The sequence below is a fragment of the Facklamia sp. HMSC062C11 genome, from assembly GCF_001810675.1.
In the GTDB taxonomy this organism is placed as follows: Bacteria; Bacillota; Bacilli; order Lactobacillales; family Aerococcaceae; genus Facklamia; species Facklamia hominis.
Genome location: NZ_KV802407.1, coordinates 1 through 13,691, shown reverse-complemented (window position 1 = coordinate 13,691; position 13,691 = coordinate 1). Strand labels below are relative to the sequence as shown.

The following is a 13,691-nucleotide window of genomic DNA, read 5'->3' as shown; positions in this document are numbered from 1 at the left end:
TGTGTTTCAACCTTGTGCTTAATATTTCACATTGGTATACTTAGGAGTGTATTGAGAGTACTCGGTAACAAAAGATTATTAAGATATATTTTGATGGTTTGCCAAATTGAATTAAGGAGAAATATGAGAAGAGAAGAATTTTCTTAACTTTCTAAATGCATAATGATAGACGGTATAGTCTAGGCATCTTAATCCTTGCACTAAATACAGATTTATTAATGCTATTTAAATTTGGAGGTAGAATATATGTCTGTTTATCATTTTTACCAAGGAAAAAATGAAAACGAAGAATTAGAATTAAATCAACGGTATCACAGATGGTTAAAGGTGGGCAGTGCCTTATTCAATAGTTAGCAAGATTTGTGGGTAATTTAATTCAGATACAGGGGGTATAGATGATGAAAGATATAACACATAACGAATTCAATGCGCTTACTCCTGAAGTGTTAAAAGAAAACAATCCTATATATACTGAAGCACTTGATTATGCTTTTAGTAATGATGATATAAAAAATATCGCAATTACGGGTATATATGGTGCAGGGAAAAGTACAGTATGGAACACTTATGTGAGTCAAAAAGAATTAACTGATGTAATTACTGTTTCATTGGGAAATTATAAAAAAGGTAGTACTAGTGATGATAGATATTCAAATGTGGATAGTAATAAGGGTAGTTATAGTATTGAAAATCAAGAAAAAGAAGATATAGATGATGATAATAGGGTTGAAAGACAACTCATTAATCAAATATTATCTCAGATTGAATCAAAGAAAATTCCACTTAGTAAATATAGTTTTAAATCTAATAAAAGCAAAATGAGTATTTGTTTACAGTCATTAGCATTTATTTCAATAGTTTGTTCAATATTACTTTGGATAAACAGAGATACTTTTATTTCTTTTGTTAATGAGTCGTATAAAAATTTTAATGGCATATCTTTGATGAAATTATGTGGTTTGTTGCTATTTGTACCTCTGTTTTATTATTTGTACATATTTAATAGGGGAAATAAATTTAAAATTTCAAAAATAGCTTTTAAAGGTGCTGAAGCAAATGTTAATGATAATAATAGTGATGAGTCAGTATTGGATAGAGATATTAAGGAGTTAGTTTACTTACTGAGAAGTTCTAATTCTAAGATTGTTGTTTTTGAAGATTTAGATAGATATGATAATGCATCTATTTACACTAAGCTGAGGGAACTGAATTTTTTATTAAATAAATATGTAAAAGTAAATGACGAGAATGAATTTCCGATAAGATTTGTCTATATGCTTAAGGATAGTTTATTTTACTCCAAAAATAGAACTAAATTCTTTGATTTTATTTTACCGATAGTTCCTGTGGTAGATTCAAAAACATCAGAAAATGTACTTATTGAACTATTAAAGGACGTAGATAATGCTCCCGACAGAACTTTATTGAGTGATATTTCTTTATATGTGGACGATATGAGGCTTCTAAAAAATATTGTTAATGAGTATATTGTGTACTCTAAAATTATACCTTTAGGACAGATTGATCTGGCAAGTAATAAGCTATTCGCACTCATTACTTTAAAAAATATATTTCCAAATGAGTTTGATCTTTTGCAAGAAGATAAAGGTTTTATAAGGACTATATTTGATGAATTAGAATCCAAAAGAAAAGAAGAGGTTAGTAATTTTAAACGAGATCTGGAAAAGATTAATGATAAAATCAATTTTATAAATAGTAGAATTGAAAACGATAAATTTGATGCAATGGCATTGAGGATCTCGGTTGATGTAAGACCGATTTATACGCAAGATAAAACGATGTCACAGTTTTTAAAAGATTGGAGTCAAACACCTAATACCAGTGTCTATATCGATCATCCAGCTGGAAGTAGTAATTATAATTATAGTGAATTTGTAGATAGATTTATTTTAAATGATGATGAAAAGAAAGATTATGTTAAAAAATTCCCGGGAGACTTTTCTGTTGAACTAAATAAACTTAATTTAGATAGAGATAAAATAAATCAACAAATTAAAGACATTGAGATTTATAGTTACAAAGAAATAATTTCAAAGTTGACCGCTGAAAAAAGGGATGAGCTTTTTTCAATAAATGGTTTTGGTATTGTAGAAAGCCATTATTTTCCTTTAATTAGATTTTTAATTGTAGAGGGTTTGTTAGATGAGACATATTGGTACTATAAAGGGAATTTTAATATTGATACATCAAATGTGTTAAAAAGAAATGATGTAATTTATATTAAAGGACTAAAGGAAGGTAAAATCCTTGATATTTTTTTGGATGTCGAATCACCTAGTGAGATAATAAGCCGTTTGAAACCGTCTGATTTTAGTCGTTTTAATATACTAAATAAAAAAATATTTAAGGCGTGTTTAGAACAAACCAAAACGAATATGATATTAGCTATTGTTGATTCTGTCGATACATATGACAACTATGAAGATTTACTGAAGATTTTAGATGAGTTTGATTTAGATTTAGTAAGAACCTATTCTGGTATTTTATTGGAAAATAAAATAGATAGTCTTGTTGATACTTTGAGGGTTTCTGAAGATGAAAATATTCAAACTTTTAAAAACATACTAGTTTCAGTTTTAACACATAAAACTAAAACTAACTTAGCTGCATTTAAGACGTATATAGAACAAAACGAGAATATAATTTCTTTAATACCTGAGGAAGATTTTGAAACTTTTATCAATAATATTCGATCTGCAGGTATTAAATTTGAAGATGTGTCGGAGTCAAATTGCGTTAAAGAAAGATTAGCAGCTATTGAACAGATTCAGGCATATCAGTTAAATATTAAAAATTTGTTGTATATAACTAAAGAGATATTAGATAAGACTATAACATACGGAGATTTGCTGAGTGAGATTTATAATTCTGGGGAATTATCAACAAGCAAGGAATATATTGAAAAAAATTTTACTAGTCTTATATCAGATTATATCGATGAAAATAAGAGTAATAATTTATATACGAATAATGAAGAAATGCTATTAAAAATTATCAATTCCGATATTTCTGATGAGTATAAGTTAAAATATATAGAAAAGAATGAAACAGTAATTTCAAGATTAACTGATCTACAAGAAAGCTCAGTAACTACAGAAATACTTGATTGTTTATTACGAAAAAATAAGATTAAATTCTGTTCAGAAAATATAGCTGTATATTGGAACATGTCTGAAGATTATAGCAATGACTTTGTCGATTATTTAGATAATAACTTGACTAAAGATAATCATGAAGATATATTAAAAAATAATATTTCTATTTGTAATAACTTTATAAATAGTTCATTGGTGACTGATAAAATTTTTTACTTTGCCATAAAATTTGCAGATGAACGAATCAGTATTCTCAATCGAAATCTAACACAGAATAGAGTTAATTCTTTAGTTCACCACAAGTTGATTGAAGTGACGGAGAATAACATTGAAAAATTATTAAAAAACTCATATTACGATGAAATGATTTTGTTAGCAAATTATGATGAAGATGAGATAGAAGAAATTGTTATAGATACTCTATTAAAATATGATCTATCTGATGAGTTGATATATAGGTTAGTCAATAGTAATATTGCGATTGAAAATTCTAAGAAACTTATAGATTCAATAAAAGATAGTGTCTTAGTTGAAAAGATAAAGCCAACTGAAAAGTCTATCTTGAAATATATTATATATAGTGATTTATCCTTGACAAACATTAACTATATTTGCAAATGCTTTAATAATTTTGAGTTAAAAGATGAATTTATAGAGTCATTAGATAAGGAGGATAAATTAGAGAAATTGGAAGATGAGAATCTTAACGAATTTTTTATGCAGTATGTATTAAACTCACCAAATATAAAATTAGATACAAAAATAGCATTAATTGAAACAAAGATAAACAATGATTTAGATGTAAATATTTTGAAGCAATATATTTCATCGATTGAGGATATTGCTGAATTATCTATGGTTTGGAATAATAAACACCCTTTATTAGATAATAAGTATAAAGAAAAAATTGGACAAGCTTTAATAATCTCAGGGTATGTTAAATCTCGTAAATCCAAGGAGGGTCAACGAATTATGCCTACAAAATAATAGAATAATTCCACTATTGATACGCATTTATTATGGTATCAAGGAGAAATAGTTTCTACCTATTCATTTATGGCTCTATTTTAGATTGGGTTGATAACCCCATTTCCGAAGGAACCACGCACTTTTAACCGCTTGGTTCCTTTTTTAGACGCTCTAAAAAGTTTAGTCAAATCGCTTGACTTTACAAAGGGGTAATGATTATCATTTGTATATAGTAATTTTTACAATTTACAAGGAGGAACTATGAATTTCACTAAAAAATATCAATCAATCATCTTATGCTCTAGCGCGGCTTTTGCATTAGCAATGGCTCCTTTGGCTCAAACAACGCCAACGATCTTTGCCCAAGACAAGTCAACGGTTGAAGACAAAGACCATGATCACGATCACGACCATGAACATGATCATGAAGGACATGACCATGACCATGAAGGCCACGACCACGACCATGATCACGAAGGTCACGACCATGACCACGATCACGAAGGACATGACCATGATCACGACCATGAAGTAGCTGGAGAACAGATTGTGGTAGGGATCACGGAAGATGGTTATACAACTTCTCACGGTGATCATTTCCATGAGAATAGTGGCGAAGTGCCTTTTGATGCTATTCTTTCAGAGAGTTTGCTAGCACCTGAAGATTATCAATTCAACGAAGACGATGTCGTCAGTGAAGTGGAAGATGGCTATATTATAAAGAGCAATGGTGAGTACTATCTCTATGTAGAAGACCTCAGCAAGTCTAAGAATGTTCGTTCTAATGATGAGTTAGTCTTACAATCTTTTGGCCTTCATCCTGAAGTTGCTAAAGAGATTAAGGCGATTAAAGACCAATTAGGCTTGGATGAATCCAGTGAGATCATCTATGAATATGAACATACTCCGGAAGAAGTCGCTGAAGAAAAAGGTCTAGACTTAGAATTTATTGTTTTATATGTTACAGAAGAAGAGTATGTAACGCTTTACGGTCGCGACATCTATCTCTTCCCAGGACAAGCGCCAGAAGACGCCATCTTTGCTGAAACGGTAGCTGCGCCTAGTGACTACGAGTTGAAGGATGAGGATGTCCTATATGAGACTTCCGCAGGTAAGATAGTTAAAGTCGACGACAGGGTCTATCTGTTAGCTAATGACGGTCAAAGCCTAATGCCCCTTGATCAAGTCAAAGAAGGACTCCCACAAGCCTAGTTAGCCCCAAGCCCCCCAAGCCACCCTTAGTGGGTGGTTTTTTTATTTTGGGTTATTTCATTCATTATTCAATAAAAGTCAAGTTTTATAGTAGGGTTTGTTTTTTTTTAAAGTCTTTAAATCAATCCTTTGTTCAGAAATGCTTTTATTATTGACATTTTAATGTGAAAGAGCTTCTTTTTATACAATATAAATAGTATAATGTAGTCGTAATCAATTCGAATTGTCGAAAGGTTACTTGTTCGAAGAGGATATATTGGATCCCAAGAAAGGTGGTGATTGATAATGAAATTTAATATATTTAAGAACAAAATCAAGATTGCTGTAACAACAGTTGCTTTATTTTCAAGTGTGACGTTATCAACCATTCAGGCACAGGAGACTCAGCCTGATTCGAGTGAGGTTCATCCTTCAACGAGTCAAGTGAGGTCGATTGAGCCCAAAGTTAATGAGGCGCCTCCCACAGTTCCGGCAGATCTGAATCAGCCAGCAGCTATAGAGGAAGAGCCTAACACGACTGTGACTCCACAGCCGTCATCGTCAGACGCTAACTCTTCGAAGGAAAGTACTTCCTCGACGGAAGAATTGCTTACAAGCGAGTCGTCATCAGAAGCCGATCCGGCTAACCAAGAGGACACTCGCAATCTTCCGCAAGCAGAGCCTGCAAGTTCTGATGATGTAGCGGTTATTGAAGAAGCAAAAACAGATTCTTCAGTAACTGAACTCAAGGAAAGTGACCCGGAAAAACCGGAGTCCGGCCAGGAACTAGCAGGACCAAGCAAGGAAGAGGCTCAAACTATTTTGAATCGCTATAAGGCAGCGGATCCTTCAGGAATGTCTAAAGAAGAACAACATTACTTGAAGCAAGCTATAAATGATGTAGACCGGCTCTTAAAGCAAGCTGAACCTAGCGAACCGCTTCAAAAAGAACGTTATCTCAAGGATCTTCAAGAAGCCTTAAATCGACTGCAATCCTTCCAAGTCACACCAGCGACTGAAGAAGGCAAGCCATCAACCTTAGTGGCACCTAAGAAGGAAGAATTGCTTAAGCACTTGAATGCCATTAAGGACCCCGCTAAATTAGCCCGTCTATCGGCGGATAAGGTTCAAGAAGCCAACCAGTTGATCTTAAAGGCTCAAGCCTTAGCGGATCAAAAGCAGCCTAACCAGGTAGCCTTGCATCAAATGATTGAGCAATTAAAAGCCTTTGAAGCTCACATTCCACGGGCGATGACTCATAAGGAACGCAATGAATTAGTCCCTGAACTGACTCAAACGGATAACATCTTGCGTGAAAAAATCAAGGCCAGTGCGCCAGAAGATCAAAAAGCGACTTATAATCAGTTAGCCAATGAGCTTCAAGCTAAATTAGCAGCTGCCAAGTCCTTGAATAATCTTTATGGTCAAGCACCAACCGATGAAGCGGTAGATGCTGCGATTGCTGATTTGAAAGCGGCTCAAAAAGCCTTTCAAGAATTTTTGAAGGCAAACCCAATGAGCATCGAATCCGATTATACGGTGGGCGATAGTGACCAAGAATTCAATACTTATCACAATAACCAAGGAATGCCTCAAGCTAAATTGGATAAAGATCAATACACGGTGACCAATAATGCGCCGATTGACCTAACCCTACAATTGGTATCCAATAAAGCAACGGGGCCTGTGGCTTTAGTAGTTGAGTTAATGAAGGGGGATTCAAACAGTCCGCTTACTTTTTCAGGAATTGATCTGCCAGGATTTAGCAATCATAAGATTGTATCCAGCGATCGTTCTGGCTCTAAAGTGACACTCTATTATGATGATGTGGCCAGTCGTTTCTCAACGACGCGACTTGTTTTTAATTTATTAAATGGTGAATTCCATGATAAGGCCAAATTAAAGATGTCGCTTTATCAGACTAAAGTGGATGAAGAGGGCAGGAGAATACTTCAAGGCGATCCGCTCGCTTCAAAAGAATTAAACTTCCTAATCACTAAGTCTGGCTACGAGGATATTGCCCATGTGGGACCTGGAGCGGAATTTGCTAAGCCGGGTTCTGGCAATTATTCCAACCCCTATGATCCAGATGCCGATTCTTATGGTCAAAAGGAAAAGAATGTTGAAAATCCTTTAGATGCAGGGCATGTAGACCAGAATGGCAAGGTCATTGATGATAAGCATACCAAGACCTTGGATTTCTTACATCAATTGGTGAAGGATGGTAAGTTTATCGATTCGAATCTCTTAGTAGCTGGGGGAGCCGATCCGATGGCACTTAATCGTGTCCGTGTGGAAATTACTATTCCAGAATCTGATGGGGTTAAGGCTAAGCACATCTTGAACAAGGAAGGGATTAACTTCTGCGAAAAAGATGGCAAGTTGATTCTTGAATTAGAAGCTAAAACCCTTGCTGGTAAGTCGATCTATAAATCAGGCGGAAAACTTTATGTTGATGGGCAAGCCATCGGAACCGTCGATACGATTACCGACGTGCTCTTCACGGATAAACAAGGACAACTTGTCTATTTGGATAAAGAGGGTAAGCGTCACTACGTTGTTAAAACTGAAGGCAATGTCTTGATGAAGGCAGATGGAAGTAAGAGTGCTTATCAATTCCAAGATAACCGCTTATTAAAAAATGGCAAGCTAGTTGCTCAGCTAGTTGGGGATTATCTTGTATCCTTGGGTGAAAAGCCTGAAGATCCTGTTCAATACTATGTGATCGAGAATGGGGAACTTAAGGCAGTTAATTCGGACCAAAAGATTCGCTATCAATGGATAGATGATCAGTTAGTCTCTTATGAGAAATCCTATAAGCCTTTAGCAGACAACATGTATGTCCGGACAAAAGAGGATGGCAGTAAGGAATTATTAGGTAATACCCAAGTTCTTGAAGGCCAATATCTCTATCAAGGAGACCGTTTCTACGGTAAGCTGCTTCCTCAAGGCGATTATGTCGTTGACAAGGATGGTCATGTCTTAGCGGATGCGACATGGCAAACTCGGGCAGTCTTTGATGTGACCGGTAAATACCTGGGACAAGCCAGCGATAATGGCGATGGGACTTATTCCTATCAAGGAGTGACCTTCTCTAATATCGGCAGTGAAGACCAACCTGTCTGGGCGGCTAGTAAGCCAGGTGAAAAGGTGGCTTGGCGTTTTGCCCTTAGTGCCGGAATTGATCAAGAAGGCTATGCGATTGATCAAGCCCAATTGAAGCAAACGACCGCAGATGGTTCAAACATTGTCGTGGTTGATAAGCTAAATCGTGTCTTAAGAAGTTTTACATTGGCTAAGAAGGATGGTACTTATATCCTGACTGAAATTACCGAGGATAAACCACGGCAAATTCAAGTGGCAGATAATCTACCAGATACGATTCAAGTAGGTGAAGGTCAAATCTATGTTGGACCAGGCAATCAAATATTGGATCCTAAGAAGATTACCGAAAATGCTATTAAGGATTATCTAGTCGATGAAGCAGGTAATCTAATTTCTAAATCGGGATTAAACTTGACGAAATTGGCTAACCGATTCTATACAGGTTTGGTTAAGCATTTTACTTTGTCTAAGTCTTCAGGATCATTCTATGAAGTCAAAGATAAAGACGGCAAGTCTACTTGGAATCCGCTTCCTGACGGCGTTCAGCAACTAGCTGGCCTACCTGAACAATGGGTTAAGACGGATGATGGTAAGGTTTATATTTACCGCGATGGTAAGGTCTACGACCAATCAGGAACCCTGATCCATAGTTCATCGACCATCAAAGCGATCGTGCAGAAACTCTGTGATGGTAGCGAAAAAATTGTTCAAGGTGATTCTATTTTTGATATTATCAATGGAACAGTCTTGAAATTTAAATTCCCAGGTTTTAAAACGGGGGATCAAGTTCACCACGTCTACCAAACACACTGGGAAGCCAGTTACTATGATCCGATCGAAAAGATCAACAAGAGCATTTTTAAGGATGGACAGTTTAACACCTTCCATACCTTCCGTTTAAGAGCAGCAGTGGTTCCAAATGAATTCAGTAAGATTCCACCTGTTGAATTGAGTAATCCATCTAAGCAAATGGACTTCGAGTTGTTTAACTTGATTTATCGTAGATTAGGCGACCGTCAACGGTCTAACTTCTTGTTACAATACTTAACACAAGAAGTCCTGAAGACGGCTGATCCTGAAGAAGCTAAGTCACTTAAGGCTAACTTTAAGGCTCTAACCGGTTATGAGCTTGGCAGCAAGGTGTTAACTACGGTTGAAGAAAATAAAGCTCGTGAATTGATGGATAAGTATCAAAAATTAACGGGTAAAGCGCTCAGCTTAAATGAAAAGGGTGACTTGGATCTTAAGCGTGAATTAGAGTGGATCTTGAATTACAACAATCAAAATACCCAATTCACCTATCCAGACCAATATGAGTCGCAATTAATCTTCCACGAGTCGAACCTGGATAACCGACTAACTTACAATCAATTAATCTTTAAAGCACCTGAAGCTGACTTGAAAGACTGGGAATTAGCAGCCTTAAAAGCAGGCCGTAAATTCGAAGTTGATCAAAGTCTCTTCGGTATTGATCAAGTTGAACGTTTGATGCTTGGGGTGAATCCTTATATCAAACGGTCGGACTTTATCATGATGGAAGCGATCGTGGATATCATGAATGAGTACAACAAGGTCAAAGCGGGTGGCGTATCCAACTGGTTATCCATTGATAAGCAAACGGGTCGCGTGATGATTGATTTGTTTGCTAAGTTCTATGATAAACAGGGTCGATCACCAATGATTGATCAATTTAACCGTGAACTTGGTCAATTGAAAGAGATCTTTGATCCTTCCAATACGCAAACTTCCGATATGGCAGCGATTGAAAAGGCCTTAGCTGAAGCTAATCTTGCCAGCGCTCCGAAAGGTTCATTCTGCTTGCATGATATTGTGATGGAATTAACTAAACGATTACCAAAAGAAAATCAAGCTGAAGCCGTCCAAAAATTAAAAGCAGATATGACAGCTTATCTTAACTCGATTAAGTTAGCCAGTGATACCAAGACACCTTACAATGCCTTGAATTCGGTCTTCAATGCCTTCCAAATCGTCTTTAAAAAGGGTGTGGGTGTTCCGGCTGGTCAAAACCGTAAAGTCCTAGTGACAACGGTGATCAAGCCGAAAGTCGATATTCCTTATACGGATGAGTATGGTCAAATGTTGACCAATAAAGACCTCTTAAAATCTCAAATCTTACGTGGTCTCTACCAAAAGGGTAAAGAAAAGGATGGGGTCTTTGATAAGGACAAACTTAATCAAGCAGGCCTATCAGAAATTACTGCAGATAAGTATGATGACTTGAAAGACGCTGAATTACGTGTCTTATTTGACTATCTTGCAAGGAATCTAGATAGCAATAAGGTTAAAGAGCTCGTTCAAAAGGATACTGAAAATAAATCTGCCTTTGATTATATTGCCAAGCTTGGTTCTGATTTGGCAGCAGAAGATCTCTTTGAGGCCAATGGTAAGATAATGGCTGATTCGAAGGGGAACTTGATCAACCCTAACTATGTCTGGAACGAAAAAGCAAAATCCTATGTTAATATTAAAAACTTCCTAGGTGACCAATCTGAACGTTCTAAAGAAAGAATCAAACTGATTGTCTACTATCTACATAAAGATGGCTACAATCGTCCATTCTTTGCTAACTCTGGTGCGGAATATGTGCTAGGCCAAGACGAGGAAATCAACCCTTGGAAACCGGGCTATTCTTGGAAGAATAAGTATTGTGGTATTGGCTGGGGACACTGTGTCACCGAGACTGGCGAAGAGCCAGGTCAAGAAGGCCAACCTTTTGAAAAAGAACGCAATAAGTTTTCTAAGAAAGGCTCTCAGGTAACAATTACCTATACACCGGAATCAGAAACTAGCGAAAATAACAACAAGATTCTGAAGAAGACCCAGACTAAAGGCTTATTAAAAGCCGGTGACTCGGTCGACTTTGAGATAGGGATTGGACTGGACATGCTAGACCGTAAGACCAGAGAAGAAAATGGTAAGATTGAAAACCTTGATAAGGACTGGCAATTGGATGAAGCTGATCGCAAACGTTATGGGGCAAATGGCAAAGGCTATTATGTCTTGAAAGATGGTTACATTTTTGATGTCTTGCCGAAAGACTTGGCCTTTGATAAAGATTCTAAAGTCAAGGTACTCACTCAGTGGCAACACTTGAAGCATTATGATTCTATTACAAAGACTTATGATAATGCCAATGCGACGATGACTGAGGAACAAATGAGAGCCTTTGAAAAAGGAATTCAAACTCATTATGTAACGAGTCTGAAAACGTACTATGAGTCCTTGCCATTAGACAGTCCTTTACGTCGATTAATGGAAAAGGCAGGTATTCATAACTTAGACCAGCACGGTATTGTGGTTCAATTGCCTGAATTTGAAGTGCCAAACTTCAATGGTAAGGGAGCAGACCTCTTCAAAGTGCTAGTAAATGGGTTGAAGGTCAAAGAAACGACTTGGGGTCAAAAGGATAATACCGGTCATTTCACGTCGACGCCATGGGCAGGCGGTTCGACCTCTCACTTTAATGTGGGTGAGGGCAAGACCCAAGCCAATAAGTATATTCGTTGGTATGTACCAGATAATTATGATAAGAAGTATGGTTATGATGGCAGTGCCAGTGAATGGTACCGAGGAACGGCTCAATTGAACTTTGGTCAACGTTACGATTATCGTCTCGAATATACCTACCAAGCTTTGGATACCGGTAAGTTCGGGGTTGGCACACAAATGCGTGACCTAGAAATCACCGACTTGTTACCACAAAAAGATAACAAGAATGGGGTTATGCCTTATCTAGTCGGCCCTGTTCAGATTGAACAATCTGCGGGTGCTCAATTTGAGATTTGGTATAAGGTCGGTGACGATTGGACGACTTCTCCTTCCGACTATCGTCAAGTCTCAGGAGTTCGAATCAAGCAAGTTTATGGTATGGGTGGTATTAATGTAGGCGATTCTGTTCGCTTCATTCTGCCAATGCGCGTACCGAGCTTGACCTTGAGAGTCGACGACAAGGGTAAACCAGTCTTTGATGAAGCAGGTAAGCCGATTTACGACGGATTTGACCGCTTAGACTTCGATCGACTCTTTGCGAAGAATACTTATGAGACCAATGATGGTACTAAATCGAATGAAGTCACCTTCGAATTAGATAAGAAGACCTTCATGCATTTCTATAAGATCTGGCAAAAAGAAAATCGTAAAGAAGACGGTAGTTTTGAAGTTGAGAACTTAGCTAATCATTCTCATGGAAGCATTCAAATTGACATCCATCAAACGACGCAAGATCAACTTGATCGCAAAGTAGATCCAACCGTCAAGAAAAATTACACTCATGCCTATTTGAATTACAAGAACAAATGGAATGGTGTAGTTACAGACCTTCCAACCGAATACAAGGCTTGGAAGATTGTGACTAAGGAAGATGGAAGCCAAGAACGCTCCCTGGAAAAACACCTAAGCTATACCTATCAAGTGGAAGAAAAGCTTAACAAGCTTGATGGTTATGTTCAATCTCAAAAGATCGAGACTGGTGAGGTTAAAAATGGAGAGGCTGTTGTTGGTAAAGGTTATCTGATTCGCAATATCTTGAATCAAATCACCGTTGAAGCTCATAAGAAATGGGTTAATGGTAAGGCTGTTCGTCCTAGAGAATTGGAATTACGATTGTTGCAGGATGGTAAAGTCTACCAAGGTGGTTCTCGTCGTCAAAAGCTTTCTCAAAATACGGATGAGTATCGCTATACTTGGTCCAATTTACCGGTTTATCAGGTCGATGAGAATGGCATTGTCAAACGGGATGAGCAAGGTAACTTTATCCGTCACAACTATACTGTCGTAGAGATTAATGCGGACGGTACAGAGTTAACAAAGTCGATCTACAAGAATGGCGATCATTCCTTTATCTTGGAAATGACAGGGAATATGTACGATGGCTTTAAGTTAACCAATACTTATCTGGTGCCTAAGACAGACATCGAAGCTAAGAAGAACTGGGTTGGTGGCGATCAAGTCCGTCAGGATGTCTACTTCCTACTTAAACGTAAAGCTGGAGATACGATTGATGATCAATTTGTTCAAAAACCTGCTAAGGTTTCCCAATCCAATCAATGGAAAGTTAACTGGAAGGAATTAGACAAGACGGATATCGATGGTAATGTCTATGTTTACTTCGTTCAAGAAGTGAATGAACAAGGCCAAGACTTGATCTTGGATCACTTTACCAAGCAAGAAAAAGGCTTAGAAGTCACTAACACCTACGAATCGCCTAAGATTGATATTGAAGCCAAGAAGATTTGGAAGGGTGGTCAACAAGCCCGTTCGAAAGTCTACTTCAAGCTCTTCCGTAAGCTA

Annotated in this window: 3 protein-coding genes; all 3 read left to right on the top strand. The window is 37.0% G+C overall.

The features are described from left to right. Window positions 1-398: 398 nt before the first annotated feature. The gene (locus HMPREF2758_RS06815; protein ID WP_210384439.1) at window positions 399-4,103 is read left to right on the top strand and encodes a YobI family P-loop NTPase; all 3,705 of its coding nucleotides are present in this window, start codon (window positions 399-401) and stop codon (window positions 4,101-4,103) included. Between the two features lie 243 nt (window positions 4,104-4,346). Next, on the top strand, window positions 4,347-5,297 hold the full coding sequence (locus HMPREF2758_RS06810; protein WP_070609733.1) for a pneumococcal-type histidine triad protein: 951 nt from the start codon (window positions 4,347-4,349) through the stop codon (window positions 5,295-5,297). A gap of 285 nt (window positions 5,298-5,582) precedes the next feature. Beyond that, window positions 5,583-13,691, top strand: an 8,109-nt coding sequence (locus HMPREF2758_RS06805; RefSeq protein WP_070609732.1) for a Cna B-type domain-containing protein, incomplete at its 3' end; no start/stop codon positions are given.

Excerpts from the sequence above, each read along its gene's own strand:
- HMPREF2758_RS06815 (WP_210384439.1), top strand. The coding sequence starts at position 399 with ATGAAAGATATAACACATAACGAATTCAATGCGCTTACTCCTGAAGTG.
- HMPREF2758_RS06810 (WP_070609733.1), top strand. The coding sequence starts at position 4,347 with ATGAATTTCACTAAAAAATATCAATCAATCATCTTATGCTCTAGCGCG.